Genomic DNA, 20,310 nt, shown 5'->3' with positions numbered 1-20,310 from the left:
GCTAGGGAGATTTGCGCGTGGAATGAACCATGAGAGGGCGGGACGTCCGCGGTCCGGATGAGTCACCGTTTCATGAATCCGCCGAGCCTTTGCTCGATGATCGCTTCGGCCTCGCGCATGATGCGCTCGATCAGCTCCTGGACGGAAGGGACGTCGTGGATCAGGCCGGCGACCATGCCGCAGGACCAGGCACCGGCGTCCATGTCGCCGTCCTTCATGATGCGCGGATAGACGCCGCCGACCTCGGCGATGATGTCCTTGAACTCGATCTTGGGCCCGAGCTCTCGCTCCTTCTGCAGCAGGCGCTCGACGGCGGCGTTCTTCAGCACGCGCTCGGTATTGCGCAGCGGTCGCATGACCAGCCGGGTGTCGAGCTCGCTGGCGGCGACCAGGGCCTGCTTCACGTTGTCGTGGATCGGCGCTTCCCTGGTCGCCATGAAGCGGGTGCCCATGTTCATGCCGTCGGCGCCGAGCGAGAGGGCGGCGACCAGCGAGCGGCCATCGGCCATGCCGCCGGAGGCGACAAAGGGAATCCTGAGCTCTTCGGCGGCTCGCGGCAGCAGGATGAAGTTCGGCACGTCGTCCTCGCCGGGATGGCCGCCGCATTCGAAGCCGTCGACGCTTACTGCGTCGCAGCCGATCGACTCGGCCTTCAGCGAATGGCGCACCGAGGTGCATTTGTGGATCACCTTGATGCCGGCATCCTTGAGCGCGGGCAGGTATTTCTGCGGGTTGTTTCCGGCGGTCTCGACGATCTTCACGCCGCCCTTGATGATGACGTCGATGTATCCCGGATAGTCGGGCGGCGTGACCGCGGGCAGGAAGGTGAGGTTCACGCCGAACGGCTTGCTGGTCATCTCCCGGCAGCGCCCGATCTCGTTGGCCAGCGCCTCCGGCGTGCGCTGCGTCAGGCCGGTGATGATGCCAAGCCCGCCCGCGTTCGACACCGCGGCCGCCATCTCGGCAAAGCCGACGAAATGCATGCCGCCCTGGATGATGGGATGCTCGATGCCGAACATTTCGGTGATCTTGGTCTTCATGGCCGCTCGCTCGCTTGGGTGTGCTGGTCTCGTCGGATCCGTGGCAGGACAGGTGCTTCACTTGCTCGATCCGAAGGGGAGGCTCCGCGCGCTTCTCACCGGCCAAGTGAAGCAGCTGTCTCGCCACAGACCCTTATCAGGTCGTCAGGCGGCTGCCATCCCATGAATGCGCCGCGAGGTCTGCTCCGCGAGCGCGGCCTCCTCGGGCCTTGCCCTCTCCAGACGCACCCAGACGTTCTTGTGATAGGGCGTGCCGGCGATCGGATCGCAATTGTCCGCCGTGGTCAGCAGGTTGATGCGCGGCCCGTTGGTGAGCCGCGTGCCGTCGGCAGCTGGGTAGGCTTGGCCGAAGCCGTGCGGCAGGGCGAGCTGGCCGCGCCGCAGTGAAGGATCGGCCGCGCCCCGCACCACCAGGCGGCCGCGCGGCGATTGCACCGCGAGCCATGTTCCGTCGTCGGCGGAGAGTGCCGCGAGGTCCTGCGGATTGACCGACAGCGCGCCATCGGGATCGCCGCGCCGCCATGCCGGGTTGCGGAAGATCTGGTTGGCGTTGAACATCCGCCGCTGGCCGGCCGCCAGCACGAACGGATACTCCGGGTCCGCTCGGGTTTGCGCCGTATCGAGTCGGGCCAGCCACTCGAGCATCTCCGGAATGGCCAGGCGCACCTTGTGACCGGGCGTGTCGATCAGCGACCACACGTCGTCGTAGGAATGTCTGGTGAACGCCGTGCCGTTGCGCGCGCCGACCAGCGCTTCGAAGAGCCTCTGGGCGAGTTGCGAATCGGGGATCTCGGCCGGCACGTCGAGCGCTCGCCTGACTGCCGCCGGCGAGCGGCGGGCGCAGGCTTGCGCCGCCGGCCACAGGACGGCGGCGGACGCCGTTCCGTTGGGCAGAGTCGGACCCAGCGTCTCGTACAAAACCAGCGCCGCCGCCGGACCGGCCGACGGGTTGTCGCGCATGAAACCGCCGAAGGCGCGGTCGAACTCGGCGAGAGAGCGGCCGGCCGCCTCGCGCAAGGTCGCCAGCACGTTGTCGCCCGGCAGCACGCCCATCGCCCGGGCGAGACGCACGTAGATGTCCGGTTCGGGCAGGGTGCCGGGCAGGCGCGGCAGCACCGCCGGCCGGACGTGGAAGAAGTTGGTCGGGAATTCGAAATTGAACAGCGTGTACTCGGTCTTCTCGTACTGCGAGGAGGCCGGCAGCACGTAGTGCGCCAGCCGCGCCGTCTCGGTCATCGCCACGTCGACCACGACCAGCAGGTCGAGCGCGCGCAACGCGCGTTCGACTTCCCGCGTGTCGGAGGCCGTGTTGGCGGGGTTGCTGCTGTCGACGAAGACGGCACGAAGACGCTCCGGATGGTCCGACAGAATGGCGCGCGGAAAGCTGTTGGGCGGCAACAGGCCGCCGATCACCTGGTCGCCGGTCGGCGCGTAGACCTTGCCCTGGCTGTTGCCCCACAGCGGTGCCAACCAGCTGTGCAGCTGGTTGGTGCCTGGGCGGCCGAAGCTGCCGGTCAGCATGATCAGGAGCTTCTCGAGGTACGAGTTCAGGGTCGAGTTGACGCCCTGCTGGACGCCGAGCTCCACGCGCACCACCATCGCCTTGGCGGCCGCGATCATGTCGGCGCAGCGTTCGATCTCGTCGCGCGTGATGTCGGCCGCCGCCAGCCACGCGTCGACAGGCAGCGCGAGCAGAGCCGCGCGCACCTCGTCGTAGCCTTCGGTGTGCGCGGCGAGGAAGCCGTGGTCGACAGTGTCGCGGCGTACCAGCACGGCAAGCAGCGCGCCCAGCAGGAAGGCGTCGGCGCCGGGCCGCACCGCGAGGTGCAGGTCGGCGAGCTCGGCCGTCTCGGTGCGCCGCGGATCGACCACGATCAGCCTGCGTGCCGGGTCCTTGCGGATCCGGTTGAGATGATCGCGTGCATTGGGGAAGCCGTGCGCGACCCATGGATTGCAGCCGATGGCGAACAGCAGGTCGCAATGATGCACGTCCTCGGCGGTGTGGCAGTTCTGGCTGCCGAACATGCGGCCGTTGACCCAGAAATCGCCGGTCTTTTCCTGGGCGAGCGCGTTGAAGGTGTTGCGCGAGCCGAGCGCGCGGAGCAACGCGGTTGCGTAGGCGCCGCCGGCGTGATTGCCCTGGCCGCCGCCGCCATAGAGGGCAAAGCTCTGCCCGCCGTGACGCGCCTGGATCGCGCGCGCCTTCTCGGCAATTTCGGCGATCGCCGTGTCCCAGTCGATCGGCTCGAAGCCACCGTCGGATCGCCGCCTGAGCGGCGTCGTCAGGCGGTCGGCGTGATGAGCGTAGTAGGGGATGCGCGCGGCCTTGTTGCAGAGATAGCCCTGCGACTTGGGGTTGGCCTTGTCGCCGCGCACCTTGACGATGCGCTCGCCCTCGACCGCGACCTCGATGCCGCAATTGACGTAGCAGAGATTGCACGCAGTCTTGTGCCATTGGGGGGATGACATGGAAGGCTCCTAGAAGTTTTCCTCCCCAACTTCGTTGGGGAGGTGTCGCCGTCATACGGCGACGGAGGGGTCATGAGCGTCAGTCGTGGTGCCCATGACTCCTCCGTCGCGTAGGACGCGACACCTCCCCAGCGAAGCTGGGGCGGGGAATGAAGAGGGGCATTGCATTGCTCACCTTCCCTCGAACCGCGCCGCGCGGCGCTCGACGAAGGAGCGGATGCCTTCGCTGGCGTCCTCGGTGCCCATCACGCGGTCGTGGATGGTCGGGATAGCGGCGATCGCCATCGCCTCGCCGGCCTCGATGTAGCGCAGCGCCGCCTCTTTTATGGCACGCAGCCCGAGCGGGGCGTTGCGGGCGATCTGCTGCGCCAGCGCGACCGCGCGCGCGACCTGCTGGCCGGCCGGCACGACTTCCTGCACCAGGCCGATCTGCAGCGCGCGCGCCGCGTCGAACTCGTCGCACAGCATCAGGTGATACATGGCGTTGCCCCAGCCGGTGCGTGTGAGGAAGCGGAAATGCGCACCGCCCAACGGGGCGATGCCGCGTTTCGACTCCATCTGGCAGAAGCGGGTGTCGTCGGCGGCGACCACGATGTCGGCCGCCAGCATCATCTCGATGCCGACGGTGAGGCAGAGCCCCTGCACGGCGACGACCACCGGCTTCATCGTGCGCCGCTTCAGGGCGAACGGGTCGATGTTGCCGGCCGGGCTGTCGCGCGGCTCGCGGTTGGGCCCGAAGAATTTCGGCATGTCGAGGCCGGCCGTCGTGTCCTTGCCGGCGAAGCTGAGCACGGCGACCCAGCTCGTCTCGTCACGATCGAACCGGGTGAGGGCGTCCGACAGCTCGGCCATCATGCTGGGCGTGAAGGCGTTCTTCTTGGCGACGTTATCGACGAGGATCCTGAAGAGGCGTCCATCGGCTTCCGTGCGCACGATGCCGCTGCTTGCCGGTTCAGCCACGGGGTGTCTCCTGCCTGGGTTCGCTGGGGAGGTTGGCACGCAGCGCCGACTGGTAGGCCGGGCGGGCGGCGATGCGTTCGAGATAGTCGTGACAGGCCGGCGCCACCGGCACCTGGTAGTCGATCGCCCAGACCAGGCAGGTCGCGAGCAGCATGTCGGCGCTGGTGAAGCGGTTGCCCAGCAGGTGGGGGCGGCCGTCGGCCAGCGCCGCCTCGACATGGCGCATCTGGCTCTGGAAGTAGGTGCTGGAGCTCTCGAGCGCGGCCGGCGCCTCGCCGTAGATGTGCTTCAGCGCGCCATGGCGGCGCATGATGTAGAGGCTCGTCGCGTCGAGCTCCATGGCGATGAAGAAGCACCATTCCCGCCAGCGCGCCCGCGGCCTGGGCTCGAGCGGCACCAGGCGGTTGGCGTCGGTGCCATAGGTGTCGGACAGGTAGGCGATGATCGCCGCACTCTCGCCAATCGTGAAATCGCCATCCTGCAGCAGCGGGATCTTCTGGCGCGGATTGAGCCGCGTGTACTCCGCCGTCTTGGTCTCGCCGCTGCGCGGCAGGATCGGGCGCAGATCGTAGTCGAGCGCGAGCTCGTGCAGCGCCCATGCCGCGCGGAGCGTGCGGCTGGTGCTGACACCCCACAGGATGAGGCGGGACGGGGAGTCGGCCATGTCACCACTTCTCGATGGCGGGACGGAGATCGAGCTCGTGGGTCCAGGCATCGCGCGGTTGCCGATGCAGGCTCCAGTAGGCCTCGGCGATCGACGATGTCTTGATCAGGCTGTCGGCTGGCAGCGAGTCGACGGCGTCACCGATCCGTGCGCGCATGCGATTGCGAATCGCCTCGCTGTCGACGCCGCCGTCGATCACCAGGTGGGCCACGTGGATGTTCTTCGGCCCGAGCTCGCGCGCCATCGATTGCGCCAGCGCGCGCAAGCCGAACTTGGCCGAGGCGAAGGCGGCGAAGCCCGGGCCGCCGCGCAGGCTGGCGGTGGCTCGGGTGAACAGGATCGTGCCCGCCGCCCGGGGCACCATGCGGCGCGCGGCCTCGCGACCAGTGAGGAAGCCGGCGTAGCAGGCGAGCTCCCAGGCTTTCTGGAACAGGTTCGACGAGGTGTTGGTAAGCGGCGTGTTGACGTTGGAGCCTGCGTTGAACAGGCAAAGCCCGATCGGCCCGACCTCGCGTTCGACCGTGGCGAACAGCTCCTGCACCGCGCTTTCCTGGCGCGCATCGGCGCTGAAGGCGCGGGCCGTGCCGCCCTTGGCCGCGATCTGGTCGACCACCGCCTGCGACTTCGCGGCATCGCGCCGGGCGATGCAGACTTTCAGCCCTTCGGCGGCGCAGCGCCGCGCCACCGCCGCCCCGATGGCGTCCCCGGCGCCGACCAACAGTGCGACCGCCCCGCCGTCTGCCATGCTCGCTTCCTTCCCCAGGCCCTCGCTTCGCGACGACGGCTCATGTCAGTGCTGTTTCAACACGGACTAAGTGTTGCGCTGAATGGGGCAGGAGGCAAGGGGATTCATCTCTCCTCCCCAGCTTCGCTGGGGAGGTGTCGCCGTCTTCGGCGAGGTCATGCTTCTTCCGGACCGCGGGCGTCCCGCCCGCTCATGACTCATGATCATGAGCGGCGGGACGCCCGCGGTCCGCATGATTCATGACCCCTCCGTCCGCGATTACGCAGACACCCCAACGGAATTGGGGAGGAGCGAGAGTTACGCCCGCCGCCGCTTCGACTCCGTCTCCGGCGCCGCCGGCGGCAGGTGACGCGTGCCGGCGGCGCCGGGGCCGCGATGGACGTGGACCTGGCGCGGGCTCAAGGGCTCGCCGCATTCGGAGCAGACCATCACCGGGTCGAACGTCTTGCCGCAGGTCATGTGCTGGTGCAGCAGCGGCCGGCCCTTCTTGCCCGCCATGTGGACGTCTCCCCAATGCACGATCGACATCACGATAGGATAGAGGTCGAGGCCCTTCTGGGTCAGGCGATACTCGTGGCGCAGAGGGCGCTCCTGGTAGGGCACCTTGGCGAGGACGAACTCCTTCACCAGCTTGCGCAGTCGGCTGGCCAGGATCGGCCGGGTGATGCCGAGCCGCGCCTGGAAATCTTCGAAGCGGCGCACCCGCAGGAAGCAGTCGCGCAGGATCAGCAGGGTCCAGCGGTCGCCGATCACCGACACCGTGCGGGCGAGCGAGCAGGCCTCGCCATCCAGATCGTTCCAGCGCATCCTCGACGTCTCCAAAACCAGCCCGGTCAATCTACCTCACGTTCAAAAAGAAAACCATTTGGCCGCCGTCTCGATTAGGTTTGATCGTGGACGGATGATTTCTCCGACGGCGAAGCGCGGCATCGGACGTTGTCGCTCCCATGCCGCGCCGATATACGTTTTGAAACCAAACCGGAGGATCGGAGATGGCGGGACCCTTGTCGGGGGTGCGGGTAGTCGACCTGACCAGCGTCGTATCGGGCCCGTTCGCCACCATGTTCCTGGCCGACCAGGGGGCCGATGTGATCAAGGTCGAGCCTCCCGTCGGCGACATGACCCGCCGCACGCGGCCGCCGATCGACGACGACGGCCAGTTCTCCCCCATGTTCATCTCGACCAACCGCGGCAAGCGCTCGATCTCGCTCGACCTCAAGCGGCCCGAGGGCGTCGAAGCGCTGCGGAAGCTGATTGCCCGCTCCGACGTGCTGGTACAGAACTTCCGGCCACAGGTCATGGAGCGGCTGGGCCTCGGCGAGGCGGCGGTGAGGGCACTCAATCCACGGCTGATCTACGTGTCGATCAGCGGTGTCGGCGACAGCGGGCCCTATGCCGGGAAGCGGGTCTACGACCCGATCATCCAAGGCTTGTCGGGCTTCGCCGACGTGCAGGCCCAGGCCGGGACGCGCCGGCCGCAGATGATCCGCGCCATCGTCGCCGACAAGACCACCTCGGTGATGACGGCCCAGGCGATCACGGCGGCGCTCTATGCGCGGGAGAGGACCGGTGTCGGCCAGCACGTCAAGGTGGCCATGCTCGATGCGATGATCGCCTTCCTGTGGCCGGAAGCGATGACGAACTACGTGGTGGTAGGCCGCGAGGCGCCGGCGGGCGATCACAATGCGCGGCCCGACCTGGTATTTGCGACGATCGACGGCTACATCACCGCCGGCACGATCTCCGACTCCGAATGGGCGGGCTTCTGCAAGGCCACCGACCGGCCGGATCTCCTGGACGACGAGCGTTTCAACTCGCAAGGCAAGCGGGCGGCCAACGCCACCGAGCGCATCACCCTGATGGGTGAAATCCTGGCGACGCGGACGACCGAGAACTGGCTGAAGCGGCTCGATGACTGCGACGTGCCGTGTGCGCCGGTGCTGCGTCGTGCCGAGGTGCTGACCAACGAGCAGGTGGTGGCGCGCGAGCTGATCGCCGAATATGTCCATTCCGGCGTCGGCCGCGTCCGCCAGGCCCGGCCCGCCGCGCAGTTCAGCGCCACGCCGGGGCGCGCGCCATCGGCGGCGCCCAGGATAGGCCAGCACAGCCGCGAGATTTTGGAGGAGCTGGGTTACGGCGCCGAAGAGATCGATGGGTTGGCGAATACGAAGGTGATCAGGGAAGTGAAGGGGTAGGTTGCTGGAGGCGCGCCACTCCAGTGGCGCGTCTTCTGCGTGACCCATGAAGATCGCGCGGCTGGAGTGGCGCGCCCCCAGCAAGCGAGCTCTTCCGGACCGCGAGCGTCGCTCAAGCTCATGAGCGAGCGGGACGCTCGCGGTCCGGAAGACGATGACTGAACTCACTTTTTCGCCGCGATCGCCTCCTCGACGTCGCGCAGGCGGTCCTTGCCGAAATAGATATCGTCGTCGACGAAGAAGGTCGGCGAGCCGAAGGTGCCACGGTCGACAGCGCGCTGGGTCTCGGCGAGCAGGGCATCCTTGACTTCCGGGGTCTGCACCAGCTCGAACAGGCGGTCGGCCGGCAGGTCGGACTCGAGCAGCGCTGCCTTCAGTACGGCCGGGTCGTCGAGCTTCTTCGGCTCGGCCCACATGTGCCTGTAGACCTCGTCGACATAGCGCTCGAAGATCCCGAGCTTCTTCGCCGCCACGGCGCCGCGCATGATCGTCAGCGTGTTGACCGGGAAGAACGGGTTGGGCTTGAAGCGCGTGATGCCGTGTTGGCGGATGAAGCGCTGCGTCTCGAGCTGCTGGTAGGCCGGCTTGTTACTGATGCCGGCGTTGGTCTCGGCGGGCGAGCGGTTGTTGGTGAGCTTGAATACGCCGCCCAGCAGGATCGGCACATACTCGAACCTGACGCCCTGCCGCTGCTCGATGGCGGGGATCACCAGATGACTGAGATAGGCGTTGGGGCTGCCGAAATCGAACAGGAAGTCTACTCTGGGCACGGGATCACCATTTCTCGCCGAAGGGACGGATTTCGAGCTCGAAGGTCCACGCATCGCGCGGCTGGTTGTAGAGCGACCAGTAGGACTCGGCCACCGACTCGGGCCGCATCAGGCGGTCGGGAGGCAGGTTGGCGAGCGCCGCTTCGCCTTCACGCTCCTTTATGCGCTCGCGCACCCATGCCGTATCGACACCCGAATCGATCACCAGATGGGCGACGTGGATGTTCCTGGGGCCGAGCTCGCGGGCGGCCGACTGGGCCACGGCGCGCAGGCCGGCCTTGGCGGCGGCGAACGCGGCATATCCCACGCCGCCGCGCAGGCTTGCGGTGGCGCCGGTGAAGAAGATGTTGCCGCGGCCGCGCGGCAGCATCAGGCGCGCGGCCTCGCGCCCCGCCAGGAAGCCCGAATAGCAGGCCATCTCCCACACCTTGCGAAAGACCCGCTCGGTGGTGTCGAGGATCGGGAAATTGACGTTGGCGCCGATGTTGAAGATGCAGACCTCGAGCGGCGCGTGCCGGTCGGCCTCCTGCAGGAAGGCGGTGATGTCCTCCTCCTTGCGGGCATCGAGCGAGCGCGCCGAGACCTTGCCGCCAGCCTTCTCGATGGTGCTCACCAGCGGCGCGAGCTTGTCGCCGTTGCGCCGGCCGGCGAACACGGTGAAGCCCTCGGCAGCGAACCTCCGCGCGATCGCCGCGCCGATGAAATCGCCGGCGCCGATGACGGCCGCGGTGGCGTGTCGTTCAGTCATGCAGGTCCTCCAGGAAGCGGATGGCGCGCCGCGGCGGCCAGCTTGTGTTTCAGGATCTTGCCGGTCGCCGAGGCGGGGAGCGCGTCGAGCACGATGATCTCGGCCGGCCGCTTGTACGCCGTGAGCTGGCGCGCCGCATGCGTCGTCAGCGCGTCGACACCGGCCGCGGCGCCGGGCAGCAGTTGCACGTAGGCCACGACTTCCTCGTTGCCCGGCTCGGCAATCGCCGCGTCGTTGACCGGACTCACCGCGAGTGTGCCGAGCGCCCCCATGTCGATGTCGCGCGCCGCGTGGCGGGCCGCATGGGCGCGCGCCAATTCCGAGACCCCGACGGTGTAGTAGAGTACGCGGGCGCCGCAATGGTCGCGGATCTGGTCGATCTCGCGCTCCGACAGGCGCGGATTGACCACGACCGACCAGGCATCCATCGCCGAGCTCGCCAGAACCAGCGCCGCAAGGGCCAGGCTGTTCTCGCTCACGATCATGACGCGATCGCCGCCGCGCACACCGTGGTCGCGCAAGAGCGTTGCCGTATCATCGACGATGCGGGCGAGGTCGCCATAGGTCCAGGTCCTGCCGTGACCGATCAGGGCCGGCTGGTGGGGCGCCGACTGCGCCCACGGCCGCAGCACCTGGTCGAGGCGCTGCGGCAGGCCCTCCAGGATCGACTGCGCAGCCTGTGCGATTTCCGCTGGCGTTCCATTCGGTGCACTCAACCTGTCCTCCCGCGGCGGCCGACTCCGGGGTCGTTTGCGTCTGCGATAGTCAGTGTTGTTTTAGAACTTGTCAATCGACGATTCATCAGATGCTCATGGCTGGGGCAGGGCATTCGCACATGACGGAACTCCGTCATCCCGAGCGGAGCCGCCCGAAGGGCGGCGCAGTGGAGGGACCCTTCTTGCTGATGCTTCGGCAAGAAGGGTCCCTCCACTACGACTCGCTGCGCTCGGCTCCGGTCGGGATGACGGTGCCTCTTTACCATGGGCAAATGCTTTGCAGTGGGAGGGGCATCATGCGACGGAACGCGCTATGATGGGCGGTGATGACGGCCCGCTACGCCACCTTGTGCAAGGGATGCTGGCAGCAGATGCACATGCCGGTGCCTCTGAGCGGCGTCCTTGCGGCGCCGCTGCGCGCCTTCGGCATCCGCCGCAGCAAGATGAATCCCAATCTCTGCACGATCTGCGAGATCATGTTCGAGCGCACGATGAAGGCGCGCTCGATCACGCTCGAGGCGACGATCCTGTTCGCCGACCTGCGGTCGTACACGAAGCTCTCCCAGTCGATGTCGGCCGAGGCGATGACGGGGGTCCTGGACTCCTTCTACGACACCTGCGCCGCCGCCATCTGGCGCCACGACGGCCTGCTCAACAAGACGATCGGCGACGCGGTGATGGCGATATTCAATTTTCCGGTCCGCCACGCCGATCATGCCCGGCACGCGGTGCTCGCCGCCCGCGAGATGCAGGAGGCGTTCGCCGCCACGCGCGCCGAGTTTGCCGCAGCGGACACGGAGTTCGGTGTCGGCATCGGCATCGACACCGGCAAGCTCGCCTTCGGTGAGTTCGGGCGCTCCCATCGCGACTTGACGGCGATCGGTACGGTGGTGAATACCGCGGCGCGCTCGCAGTCGGCGGCGAAGCCCGGCCAGATCCTCGTCACCCGGTCCGTGCTCGAGGCCGCCCAGGCCGACATCGACGCCAGCAAGGCTGCGGACTACGAGCTGAAGGGCTTCGATACGCCGGTAACCCTCTACGAGGCGTGAAGTGCTTCATGCTCTTCGCCGGGGGCGCGTCACTCCCGTGGCGCGATCATCGTCGATCACACAGAAGACGCGCCACGGGAGTGGCGCGCCCATAGGCGCTCTCCCTCACTTCCATGAGAACGCGTCCGGCCCAGTTCGGGCCGTTGCCGTCCGGGCCGATGCCCCAGAAGGGCTCGGTGGGGGGAGTCCTCGACCAGCTCGGCGCTGCCGGTGTCGAGCAGCAGGGCGCGCAGGTTGGCGTTCTGCTCGAACTTGGCTCGGTCGGCGCGACGCATGATGTCGAGCTTGACCTCGTGCGAAGTCCCGGCGCGGCATCCGGTCGTGCGCCTTGAACCAGGAATGCCGCGAGATGCGCCGCGGCGCCATCGGCTGCGCCGCCAGGCTCTTGGCCCGGCCGGGGTGGATCGCCTCGCGAATCGCGGCGCGATAGTGCGGATCGGGGGACTTCTGCGCCTGGTAGAAATGCTCGACGGTCGGCCACAGCTCGCCGTCGAGCAGCATCGGGCTGGGATGGAAGTGCGACAGGAAACCGAACTGCGCCCGGTCCCGGGCGAAGTACAGGATGCGGTTGTCGGTCGGGATGGGGATCATGCAGGCTGGTGTGCCATTCCCGATGTTTCGCGTCGGGTTGTCAAACCGGGCATGGGCAATGACCGGCAATCGCCGGCAACCGGCGGACATTGCCGACCGGTCAGGCGGCATGGAAGAGAGGCGCTACGAGCAACTGTCGAGGTGAACCGTCATGACAGAGCAATCCGGAAGCGGGCCGACACCATCGGGCCCCGGCGAACCGCCCAAGCCGGCACGCGTCGACGTGGTCGAGCTCGTCATTTCCGTGCTCGCGGGCGCGGCCTTCACGTACCTCCTGCTGCAGCCCGCGCCGCCGGATCGTCCGATGTGGCAGACGATCGGGCTGTTCGTGATGCTGGGGGTGGCGATCAGCCGCATTATTGCCTTCTTCGGCCGGAGATTCGGGAAATAAGCCGAGGCCGGCTCTCCGTGCGCGCCGTCGCGTTGACGGCGCTGGCCTGCGCTCATAGTTTGTCCGATCCATGTCCCAGATCGATCGTTCCCTCGCCGAGGCCGCGCGCGCGTGGCCATTCGAAGAAGCCCGCAAGCTCATCGCCCGCACCGAAGGCAAGGTGCCGGCGAAAGGCTACGTGCTGTTCGAGACCGGCTACGGACCGTCGGGCCTGCCGCATATCGGGACCTTCGCAGAGGTCGTGCGCACGACCATGGTGCGCCAGGCGTTCCGCCGGCTTTCGGACGTGCCGACGCGGCTGTTCTGCTTCTCCGACGACATGGACGGGTTGCGCAAGGTGCCCGACAACGTGCCGAACAAGGAGATGCTGGCCGCCTATCTCGGCAAGCCGTTGACCTCGGTGCCCGATCCGTTCGGGAGCGAGCATCCGAGCTTCGGCGCGGCCAACAATGCGCGCCTGCGCGCCTTCCTCGATTCGTTCGGCTTCGAGTACGAGTTCCAGTCGTCGACCGACTGGTACAAGTCGGGCCGCTTCGACGCGATGCTGCTCGCCATGCTGCGGCACTACGACGAGCTGCAGGCAGTCATGCTGCCGACGCTCGGCGAGGAGCGGCGCGCGACCTACTCGATCTTCCTGCCGATCTCGCCCAGGAGCGGGCGCGTGCTGCAGGTGCCGGTGATCAGGACCGACCCCGACGCCGGCACCATCGTCTACCGCGACGAGGACGGCAGCCTGGTCGAGGCGCCGGTGACCGGCGGCAACGTCAAGCTGCAATGGAAGGCTGACTGGGCCGGCCACTGGTATGCGCTCGACACCGACTACGAGATGTACGGCAAGGATCTCATCCCGTCGGCCGAGCTCAGCGCCAGGATCGTGCGCATTTTGGGCAAGCGGCCGCCGGACGGCTTCAATTACGAGTTGTTCCTCGACCAGGAAGGCAAGAAGATCTCCAAGTCCAAGGGCAACGGCCTCTCCGTCGAGGAGTGGCTGCGCTATGGCACGCCCGAATCGCTCGCCTACTACATGTTCCAGTCGCCGCGCCGCGCCCGCCGGCTCTATTTCGACGTGATCCCGCGCGCCATCGACGATTATCTGGCGAGCGTCGAGAGGATGCCGGGCGAGGAGCCCGCCAAGGCGGCCGACAATCCGGCCTGGCACATCCATGACGGCAAGCCGGTCGATCATCATTCGGGCGGCGTCAGCTTCGGCATGCTGCTGAACCTCGCCGGCGTGGCGCACACCGAGGACAAGAACGTGCTGTGGCAATACCTGCGCCGCTATGCGCCCGGCGCCACGCCCGAGAACGCGCCCTACCTCGACCGGCTGCTGTCGGGAGCGGTCGCCTACTACGAGGATTTCGTGAAGTCCTCGAAGAAGTTCCGGCTGCCCACGACGCAGGAACGCGCCGCACTGCAGGACCTTGCCGACACGCTGCGCCGGATCCCCGACGACGAAAGCGCCGAGTTCATCCAGAACGAGGTCTACGAGGCCGGCAAGCGCCACTTCTCGCGCGAGGAGCTGCGGCAGTGGTTCAAGACGCTCTACGAGGTGCTGCTCGGCAGCGAGCAGGGCCCGCGCATGGGCGCCTTCATCAAGCTCTATGGCCGCGACAACGTCATCCGTCTGATCGAGCGCGCGCTCGCGGGCGAGGATCTCGGCAAGGCGGCCTGAACCGCCTTGGAGTCGTCGACGCGCGACAGCTGGACGACTCTCTGCGCCGATCACGAGCTCGACTACTTGGCGAGCCGGACGCCCTTCGAGCGAGGCCGGGGGCTGGCGCTGGACGAGTCCTATCGCCTGGCCCACCTGCCGCTGGTGGCCCCCGACCATCCCCGCGTGATTGCCTTCCGCGAAGGCAGGTACTATCGCCGCGGCCGGCATGAACGGGTCTATTCCCTGGGGATGCCGGTCGCAGACCAGCCGCTTCGGCGGTCCGAGGCCTATGGTGCGCTCGAAGCCGAGCTCAAGGCGTCCGTACTCGCGCCGAAGATCGCGTGGGACATCGTCGAGCTGCGACGTCACAAGCTGCACGCCACGATCTGCGGCTCGCTGTCGGTCGGCGAACCGCCCTCGCTCGACAGAAAACAGCGCGATGCCTTGCGCGCCCTTGGGCCGATTTCGGCGGAGCTGCGCGGCCTCTTCTCCGGCAACGTCAATTGCGGCCGGCTGTATCTTCGCGTCTATCCGGAGAAGCGCGACGGCATGAACATGTTCCGTCGCATTCAGCAGGTGCTAGGTCGACGCGAAACCCTGCTCTACGTGGTCGGCGTCTACAATCTGGTCGACGATCTCGATGCGGCCGAGGCGGCAATCCTCTCGGACCTCATTGCACGCTGGTGGGACCGGCCAATTCTTCGGCTCCAGCTCGATGCCCTGTGGCTGTTGGGCGCGACGGATGACCTGGTACTCGGTCCCAGCACGGTGGAGACGATTCCACTGGCTTGACGGCCGATTGCCGCGCTGTTGCGGCTCATGCATGCTCCGGCAATGGACCAGGTCGTCATCGACTATCTCAATCCGTCGATCCCCACCGGCGTGCGGCTGGTCGACGTGCCGCTCGTGCGGGCGACGCCCGAGTCCCTCGCAGGCTACGGCGAGATCGTCCGCGATCCCAAGGCGCACCGCGTCGAGATCGTTCCGTGGCCGTTGAGCGGCTGGCGCCGGCTCGATGCCGGCACCGGCGTCGAGGGCGGCACGACCGAGGGCATCTTTTCCTGCGCATGGCGCGGCAACGAGCTGCTCGGCCGCAACGAGGCTGTCGGCGGCCATTACGTGATCGGCTTTCGCGAGCCGCCCGATCTGGCGAAGCGGGCGGGCGCGGCGCTCGGCGAGGGCCGCGTCCTGCTCTGGCATTGCAACTATCATCCCGACGGCGGCCAGCTCTTCTGGCCAATCGACGGCCAGCCGTTCGTCGTGCCGGCGGCATTGCCGGGCGACGATCTCAGGCCCGAGTCGTTCGTGGGCTTCTGGTCCGATGGCAGCGTCGGCATCTACATCCATCCCGGCATCTGGCACGAGGGCGTGTTTCCGGTGAACGCTACCGGCCGCTTCTTCGACAAGCAGGGCAAGGTCCATGCGCGGGTGAGCTGCGATCTCGCGCAGGAGCATGGCGTGCTGCTGGCAGTGCCGCTGCCGCACGTCCTGTAGTCGCGCCGATGAGCGGCATCGGCATCGCGCTGCCCCGGCTCGAGGATTCGCGGCTGCTCACCGGGCAGGGCTGCTACAGTGACGATTTCCGGTTGCTGGGCCAGGCTTATGGCTGCGTCGTGCGCTCGCCGCTCGCCCATGCCCGCATCGTCGGCATCGATGCCGCGCCAGCGAAGGCGATGCCCGGCGTGCTGGCCGTGCTGACCGGCGCCGACCTTCTGGCCGACGGGCTGCAGCCCATCCCGCTCGCGCCGATGGCGTCGAGCCCGCCCGACATCAAGCTCGCCAATGTCGACGGCACGCCGCTCCGCATCGTGCGGCCGCACGTCCTCGCCGTCGAGACGGTGCGCTTCGTCGGCGAGCCGGTGGCGTTCGTCGTCGCCCAGTCGCTCGGCGCCGCGCGCGACGCCGCCGAGGCGGTGCAGGTCGCGTACGACGAGCTGCCGCCGCTCGACGAGACGGCGGTCGATGCCCTGGTGGGAGACATCAAGGGCGCCGAGGCGGGCTTCGCGCGGGCCCGACACACGGTGAAGCTCGACACCATGATTCCGCGGGTCACCGGCGTGCCGATGGAGCCGCGCACCGCATTGGGGGATTACGACGTAGAAACCGGCCGCTACACGCTGCGCGCCGGCGTAGGCGCGATCGTGCGGCCCAAGCGCGAGCTTGCCATCATCCTCGGCATCGATCCCGAAAAGGTGCGCGTCATCGCGCGCGACATCGGCGGCAATTTCGGCACCCGCAACTATTTCTTCCCCGAGTTCGCCCTGGTGTGCTGGGCGGCGCGCCGGGTCGGGCGGCCCGTGAAATGGATCGGCGACCGGCACGAGGCCTTCCTCAGCGATTATGCCGGCCGCGACTTCCACATCGTCTCGGAATTGGCGCTCGATGCCGACGGCGGCTTCGTCGGCCTGCGCGCGGCCAGCGTCAGCAATCTCGGCGCCTACACCGCCTCCTTCGTGCCGCTGACCAAGGGCACGCAGCTGATGACCAGCCTTTACCGCATGCCGGCGGTGGCGCAGGCGCGCGGGAGGCTCAGCAACACCCCGTCGACCGCGCCCTACCGCAGTGCCGGCCGGCCCGAGGTGATGTTCGTGATCGAGCGGCTGATCGACCTGGCGGCGCGCACGCACGGCTTCGACCGCATCGCGCTCCGGCGGCGCAACCTGGTGACGGCCGCGCCCTACACCAATCCGTTCGGCATCACCTACGATACCGGCGACTACCTCGGCACCTTCGATGCCGTGCTGGAGCTCGCCGACTGGCAGGGCTTCTCCGCGCGCAAGGCCGACAGCACGGCGCGCGGCCTCAGCCGCGGCATCGGCCTCGGCGGCTATGTCGAATCGCAGAGCGGCGCGCCCGTCGAGCGCGCCGAGGTCGCCGTGCTCGGGGAGAGCGGCGGCATGGTCGAGATCGTGATCGGCACGCTGTCGACCGGGCAGGGTCATGCCACCAGCTTCGCCCAGCTCGCCAGCGAGTGGCTGGGCGTGGTGCCGGAGCGCGTCCGCCTGGTGACCGACGACAGCGACCGCGTGAGCGTCGGCAGCGGCTCGCATTCCGGGCGCTCGCTCAGGCTTGCCGCGACCACCATCCGCCAGGCTTCGCTCGGCATCGTCGCCAAGGGGCGCAAGCTCGCCGCCGAGGCGCTCGAGGCGGCCGAAACCGACATCATGTTCCAGGCCGGCCGCTTCGCCATCGAAGGGACCGACCGCGGCATCGGCCTGTTCGAGCTGGCGGCCGAGCGCGGGCCGATCGCCGACCAGGCCGAGGTCGACAGCCGCGTCGGCTCCTATCCCTATGGCTGGCATGTCTGCGAAGTCGAGGTCGACCACGAGACCGGCGCCGTGCAGATCGTGCGATACACCGCGATCGACGATGTCGGCCGCGCGGTCAATCCGCTGATCCTGCATGGCCAGACCCACGGCGGCATCGCGCAGGGCGCGGGCCAGGCCCTGATGGAACGCTGCGTCTACGATCCGCAGGGCGAGCTGCTGTCGGCGAGCTTCATGGATTACGCCATGCCGCGTGCCGACGACTTCCCGATGTTCAGGACGGCGCTGAGCGAAGTGCCGTCGAGCAACCATCCGCTGGGCTTCCGCGGCGGCGGCGAGGGCGGCATCACCCCGGCGCTGGGCGTAATCGTCAATGCCGTCGTCGACGCCCTGGCTGATCTCGGCGTCACCCACATCGACATGCCGGCCACGCCGGAAAGAGTCTGGCAGGCGATCCAGGCGGCGCAGCGCCGATAGAATCATTCTTTTCCAGCTCAGCTGGCGAGGTGTCGCCGTCATACGGAGAGGGAGGCGTCATGGTTCAAGCGGACTGCGGGCGTCCCGCCCGCGGTCCGGAAGAGTCATGACCCCTCCGCCTGCCTGCGCGAAGCCGAAGCGGCTTCGCCTCGGTGAAGGCAGGTCAGCGAAGACGCCGACACCTCCCAGCGATGACGCTGGGGCGGAAAAGGAGGCTTGCGTTCGAACATTCCATGGAATATATATACATTCCATGGAATGATTCGGAGGTCGACGATGCCGATGTCACGGAAGACGTTCCTGAGGGTGCTGGGCGGCGGAGTCATCGTCGCAGGGGGGGCGGCGATGGCCGCGTCACGGCTCGATGCCATGCCGGCCGAAGCGATCGAGGGATGGCGCGGGCCGGCGGCCGGGGAGAGCGATCCGCGCCGCCGCGCGCTCGCCTGGGCGCTGCTGGCCCCCAATCCGCACAATCTCCAATCCTGGTCGGTTGATCTGGCCGAGCCCGACACCATCCGCCTGTTCGTCGACGGCGAGCGGCTGCTGCCACAGACCGACCCGCTGTCGCGGCAGATCCTGATCGGGCATGGCTGCTTCCTGGAGATTCTTTCCATGGCCGCCGCCGCCGAAGGCTGGCGCATCGAAACGACGCTGTTCCCCGCCGGCGAATGGCGGCTCGATCGGCCGGTCGCGCTGATCCGCTTCGTCCGGTCGGTCGGGATCACGCCCGAGCCGCTGTTCGAGGAGGTGCCGCGCCGCCGGACCGCGAAGCACGCCTTCGACGACCGCCCGCTCGACCCGGCGCACAAGGAGGCCTTGCGCGTGGGCTTCGAGCCCGGCGCGGCCCGGCTGTCGATCGTCGACGAGCCCGCGCATGTCGACCGCCTGCGCGCGCTGGCGATTGCCGGCAGCGAACTCGAGATGAACCTGCCGCGCACGCACAAGGAGAGCATCGACGTCGTCCGCATCGGCGCCGGCGCGATCGCCGCGCATCGCGACGGCATCTCGCTCACCGGGCCGATGATCTGGGTGCTGCGGCAGGCGGGCCTGATGACGAAGGAGAACGCCCAGACGCCCGGCACGGTCGCCTGGAACGGCGGCCGCGACTACACGCTCGCCGGCTATGCCAGCGCACGCGCCTTCGGCTGGCTGTCGACGGCGGACAATGCGCGCCCCACCCAAATCGCCGCCGGCCGCGCCTTCGTCCGCCTGCAGCTTGCCGCGACGAGACTCGGCGTTGGCCTGCAGCCCCACAGCCAGACCCTGCAGGAATATCCCGAGATGGCCGAGTTGCAGGCGGCGATGAAGCGGGAGACCGGAACGGCCCAGATTGGCGCGGCACCTGGCGAGACGCTGCAGATGTTCTTCCGCCTGGGCTATGCTGGCGATCCCGGGCCGTCGCCGCGGCGGCCGATCGAGAGCTTCGTGCGAGCGTGACCGATCCCGAGAAAGATGGGCCAGCCCCGCCGCTTGCCTTCCGCATCGTCAACTGGATCGGCATCCTCGACCAGCTGACGTCGACCGAGGCCAACCGCCTGCTGAAGCCGCTCGACCTCGGCCTGCCTCAGTTCGTGCTGCTCAATCACTTCAGCCATCGCCCCGACCAGGCGCGCACGGTGACCGACATCGCGCGCGCCCTGCAGCAGCCGCAGCCCGGCGTGACCAAGACCGTACAGAAGCTGGTCGACAAGGGCTGGCTGGGCGAACGCGCCAATGGCCGCGACGGCCGCTCGAAGCTGTTGGTGCTGACCGCCGCGGGCAAGGCCAGGCATCGCGCGGCGATTGCTGCCCTCATGCCGAGCCTGTCACGCGCCTTCGCCGACTGGTCGGCGCGCGATCAGCAGACCCTGTTCAAGCTGCTCGATCGCCTGAAGGTGTGGTTCGACCGCGATCGCGACCCGACGCAGGAACCTCGGGACCGGCAAGCGACGTGAAGAGCCGCGCCAGCGCCGAGACCGTCTCGGGCCGGTCGAGCGCGGCTTCATCCTGGCTCAGGATCTCCCAGATTCGACGGCAGCAAGAGCGACGGCGAGTTGTGCCGGCGCGGGTGCGACGCCGACAGCGGCCGCGAGCTTGGCCTGCAGGGCGGGAACGAAGGCCCGCGCCTCTTCGAGAATGGCCTGGCGGCCCTGCATCGCGGCGAGGTTGTCGCGCAGCGCCAGGGTCATGGCGAGCTCGCGCCGCTTCTCCTCGATGAACACGGCCATGGCGATCTGCGCCACGGCTTCGAAGTCGTCGGCGCCCGAAAGATCGGCAGCCAGGACCGCCGTCAGGAACTGGCGGGTGCGGCGGCGCACGATCTCGACAGCGATCGCCGCGCGGTTGGGGAAGTACTGGTAGAGCGAGCCGACCGAGACGCCGGCCACCTCGGCGACCCGGGTCGTGGTCAGGCCGGCCCAGCCGTCGCGCCGCAAAATGCGAATCGCTGCCTCGATGATCGCGTCGACCGTGGCGGTGGAACGCTCCTGCGTGGGCTTCTTGCGCGGTTTCAGGGCGGTCGGCACGGGCGAGCCTGCGATGCGAATGGACGGTGAGGGGAGGGCGCTCCCATCTTCGACGGGTTGCCGCCGGAGTC

At 68.0% G+C, this 20,310-nt stretch carries 20 protein-coding genes; 9 read left to right on the top strand and 11 right to left on the bottom strand.

From position 1 onward, the window contains the following. Positions 1–62: 62 nt before the first annotated feature. The 6 genes from AB7O82_RS13610 to AB7O82_RS13585 all read right to left on the bottom strand — a co-directional run bounded on the left by AB7O82_RS13610 (position 63) and on the right by AB7O82_RS13585 (position 6,685). Complete coding sequence (locus AB7O82_RS13610; protein ID WP_428543029.1) at positions 63–1,040, bottom strand: NAD(P)H-dependent flavin oxidoreductase; 978 nt, start codon at positions 1,038–1,040, stop codon at positions 63–65. A gap of 144 nt (positions 1,041–1,184) precedes the next feature. Next, positions 1,185–3,509: a molybdopterin-dependent oxidoreductase gene (locus AB7O82_RS13605; RefSeq protein ID WP_428543026.1), complete on the bottom strand. Its 2,325-nt coding sequence runs from the start codon at positions 3,507–3,509 to the stop codon at positions 1,185–1,187. A gap of 171 nt (positions 3,510–3,680) precedes the next feature. Next, positions 3,681–4,469: a crotonase/enoyl-CoA hydratase family protein gene (locus tag AB7O82_RS13600; RefSeq protein WP_428543023.1), complete on the bottom strand. Its 789-nt coding sequence runs from the start codon at positions 4,467–4,469 to the stop codon at positions 3,681–3,683. After that, positions 4,462–5,133 (bottom strand): glutathione S-transferase family protein, encoded by a 672-nt coding sequence (locus AB7O82_RS13595; RefSeq protein ID WP_428543020.1) that lies wholly within the window; start codon positions 5,131–5,133, stop codon positions 4,462–4,464. Before AB7O82_RS13595 ends, AB7O82_RS13600 begins: the two co-directional genes overlap by 8 nt. Before the next feature lies 1 nt (position 5,134). Further along, a complete protein-coding gene (locus AB7O82_RS13590; protein ID WP_428619579.1) occupies positions 5,135–5,878 on the bottom strand; it encodes an SDR family NAD(P)-dependent oxidoreductase in 744 nt (247 codons plus the stop codon). Positions 5,879–6,175: 297 nt separating this feature from the next. Further along, complete coding sequence (locus tag AB7O82_RS13585; RefSeq protein WP_428543014.1) at positions 6,176–6,685, bottom strand: winged helix-turn-helix transcriptional regulator; 510 nt, start codon at positions 6,683–6,685, stop codon at positions 6,176–6,178. A 185-nt stretch (positions 6,686–6,870) separates the two neighbouring features. On the opposite strand from AB7O82_RS13585, the gene AB7O82_RS13580 reads away from it, so the two are divergent. Next, positions 6,871–8,073 carry a CaiB/BaiF CoA transferase family protein gene (locus AB7O82_RS13580; protein ID WP_428619577.1) on the top strand — a complete coding sequence of 401 codons (1,203 nt, stop codon included), beginning with the start codon at positions 6,871–6,873 and terminating at the stop codon, positions 8,071–8,073. A gap of 164 nt (positions 8,074–8,237) precedes the next feature. On the opposite strand, the gene AB7O82_RS13575 is transcribed toward AB7O82_RS13580, so the two are convergent. Genes AB7O82_RS13575 through AB7O82_RS13565 form a run of 3 tightly spaced genes read right to left on the bottom strand, consistent with a single transcriptional unit; the run spans position 8,238 to position 10,307 of the window. Then, on the bottom strand, positions 8,238–8,843 hold the full coding sequence (locus AB7O82_RS13575) for a 2-hydroxychromene-2-carboxylate isomerase (protein ID WP_428543008.1): 606 nt from the start codon (positions 8,841–8,843) through the stop codon (positions 8,238–8,240). Between the two features lie 4 nt (positions 8,844–8,847). After that, entirely contained in the window at positions 8,848–9,591 is a 744-nt protein-coding gene (locus tag AB7O82_RS13570) for an SDR family NAD(P)-dependent oxidoreductase (protein WP_428543005.1), read from the bottom strand. Beyond that, positions 9,588–10,307 (bottom strand): AMP-binding protein, encoded by a 720-nt coding sequence (locus AB7O82_RS13565; RefSeq protein WP_428543002.1) that lies wholly within the window; start codon positions 10,305–10,307, stop codon positions 9,588–9,590. Before AB7O82_RS13565 ends, AB7O82_RS13570 begins: the two co-directional genes overlap by 4 nt. 326 nt (positions 10,308–10,633) lie before the next feature. Here AB7O82_RS13565 and AB7O82_RS13560 point away from each other — a divergent pair, with 326 nt between their 5' ends. Further along, positions 10,634–11,356, top strand: coding sequence for an adenylate/guanylate cyclase domain-containing protein (locus AB7O82_RS13560; protein ID WP_428542999.1), 723 nt, complete (start codon positions 10,634–10,636; stop codon positions 11,354–11,356). A gap of 56 nt (positions 11,357–11,412) precedes the next feature. On the opposite strand, the gene AB7O82_RS13555 is transcribed toward AB7O82_RS13560, so the two are convergent. Continuing rightward, positions 11,413–11,631 carry a hypothetical protein gene (locus AB7O82_RS13555; RefSeq protein WP_428542997.1) on the bottom strand — a complete coding sequence of 73 codons (219 nt, stop codon included), beginning with the start codon at positions 11,629–11,631 and terminating at the stop codon, positions 11,413–11,415. A gap of 467 nt (positions 11,632–12,098) precedes the next feature. Between AB7O82_RS13555 and AB7O82_RS13550 the strand changes: the two genes are divergently transcribed. From AB7O82_RS13550 to AB7O82_RS13520, 7 genes are all read left to right on the top strand, one after another. Further along, the gene (locus AB7O82_RS13550) at positions 12,099–12,338 is read left to right on the top strand and encodes a hypothetical protein (protein ID WP_428542994.1); all 240 of its coding nucleotides are present in this window, start codon (positions 12,099–12,101) and stop codon (positions 12,336–12,338) included. Positions 12,339–12,408: 70 nt separating this feature from the next. Continuing rightward, positions 12,409–14,010 (top strand): lysine--tRNA ligase, encoded by a 1,602-nt coding sequence (locus AB7O82_RS13545; protein WP_428542991.1) that lies wholly within the window; start codon positions 12,409–12,411, stop codon positions 14,008–14,010. Between the two features lie 6 nt (positions 14,011–14,016). Then, positions 14,017–14,784: a hypothetical protein gene (locus AB7O82_RS13540; protein ID WP_428542988.1), complete on the top strand. Its 768-nt coding sequence runs from the start codon at positions 14,017–14,019 to the stop codon at positions 14,782–14,784. Between the two features lie 42 nt (positions 14,785–14,826). Beyond that, positions 14,827–15,486: an ureidoglycolate lyase gene (locus AB7O82_RS13535; protein WP_428542985.1), complete on the top strand. Its 660-nt coding sequence runs from the start codon at positions 14,827–14,829 to the stop codon at positions 15,484–15,486. Positions 15,487–15,494: 8 nt separating this feature from the next. After that, positions 15,495–17,735, top strand: coding sequence for a xanthine dehydrogenase family protein molybdopterin-binding subunit (locus tag AB7O82_RS13530; protein WP_428542982.1), 2,241 nt, complete (start codon positions 15,495–15,497; stop codon positions 17,733–17,735). 276 nt (positions 17,736–18,011) lie between these two features. Then, complete coding sequence (locus tag AB7O82_RS13525; RefSeq protein WP_428542979.1) at positions 18,012–19,172, top strand: Acg family FMN-binding oxidoreductase; 1,161 nt, start codon at positions 18,012–18,014, stop codon at positions 19,170–19,172. Beyond that, entirely contained in the window at positions 19,169–19,669 is a 501-nt protein-coding gene (locus AB7O82_RS13520; RefSeq protein ID WP_428619574.1) for a MarR family winged helix-turn-helix transcriptional regulator, read from the top strand. The genes AB7O82_RS13525 and AB7O82_RS13520 overlap by 4 nt, the downstream gene beginning before the upstream one ends. A 57-nt stretch (positions 19,670–19,726) precedes the next feature. On the opposite strand, the gene AB7O82_RS13515 is transcribed toward AB7O82_RS13520, so the two are convergent. Then, positions 19,727–20,239, bottom strand: coding sequence for a TetR/AcrR family transcriptional regulator (locus AB7O82_RS13515; protein WP_428542973.1), 513 nt, complete (start codon positions 20,237–20,239; stop codon positions 19,727–19,729). Positions 20,240–20,310: the final 71 nt, after the last annotated feature.

The sequence above is a fragment of the Reyranella sp. genome, from assembly GCF_050185545.1.
GTDB lineage: Bacteria > Pseudomonadota > Alphaproteobacteria > Reyranellales > Reyranellaceae > Reyranella.
The sequence above is the reverse complement of the archived record's forward strand: the minus strand, read 5'-3'. Positions and strand labels throughout refer to the sequence as shown.

What these genes read in the sequence shown, in the direction of transcription:
- AB7O82_RS13610 (WP_428543029.1), bottom strand. Translation starts at nt 1,040, where the DNA reads ATGAAGACCAAGATCACCGAAATGTTCGGCATCGAGCATCCCATCATC.
- AB7O82_RS13605 (WP_428543026.1), bottom strand. Translation starts at nt 3,509, where the DNA reads ATGTCATCCCCCCAATGGCACAAGACTGCGTGCAATCTCTGCTACGTC.
- AB7O82_RS13595 (WP_428543020.1), bottom strand. Translation starts at nt 5,133, where the DNA reads ATGGCCGACTCCCCGTCCCGCCTCATCCTGTGGGGTGTCAGCACCAGC.
- AB7O82_RS13590 (WP_428619579.1), bottom strand. Translation starts at nt 5,878, where the DNA reads ATGGCAGACGGCGGGGCGGTCGCACTGTTGGTCGGCGCCGGGGACGCC.
- AB7O82_RS13585 (WP_428543014.1), bottom strand. Translation starts at nt 6,685, where the DNA reads ATGCGCTGGAACGATCTGGATGGCGAGGCCTGCTCGCTCGCCCGCACG.
- AB7O82_RS13580 (WP_428619577.1), top strand. Translation starts at nt 6,871, where the DNA reads ATGGCGGGACCCTTGTCGGGGGTGCGGGTAGTCGACCTGACCAGCGTC.
- AB7O82_RS13570 (WP_428543005.1), bottom strand. Translation starts at nt 9,591, where the DNA reads ATGACTGAACGACACGCCACCGCGGCCGTCATCGGCGCCGGCGATTTC.
- AB7O82_RS13560 (WP_428542999.1), top strand. Translation starts at nt 10,634, where the DNA reads ATGACGGCCCGCTACGCCACCTTGTGCAAGGGATGCTGGCAGCAGATG.
- AB7O82_RS13555 (WP_428542997.1), bottom strand. Translation starts at nt 11,631, where the DNA reads ATGCGTCGCGCCGACCGAGCCAAGTTCGAGCAGAACGCCAACCTGCGC.
- AB7O82_RS13550 (WP_428542994.1), top strand. Translation starts at nt 12,099, where the DNA reads ATGACAGAGCAATCCGGAAGCGGGCCGACACCATCGGGCCCCGGCGAA.
- AB7O82_RS13545 (WP_428542991.1), top strand. Translation starts at nt 12,409, where the DNA reads ATGTCCCAGATCGATCGTTCCCTCGCCGAGGCCGCGCGCGCGTGGCCA.
- AB7O82_RS13535 (WP_428542985.1), top strand. Translation starts at nt 14,827, where the DNA reads ATGGACCAGGTCGTCATCGACTATCTCAATCCGTCGATCCCCACCGGC.
- AB7O82_RS13530 (WP_428542982.1), top strand. Translation starts at nt 15,495, where the DNA reads ATGAGCGGCATCGGCATCGCGCTGCCCCGGCTCGAGGATTCGCGGCTG.
- AB7O82_RS13525 (WP_428542979.1), top strand. Translation starts at nt 18,012, where the DNA reads ATGCCGATGTCACGGAAGACGTTCCTGAGGGTGCTGGGCGGCGGAGTC.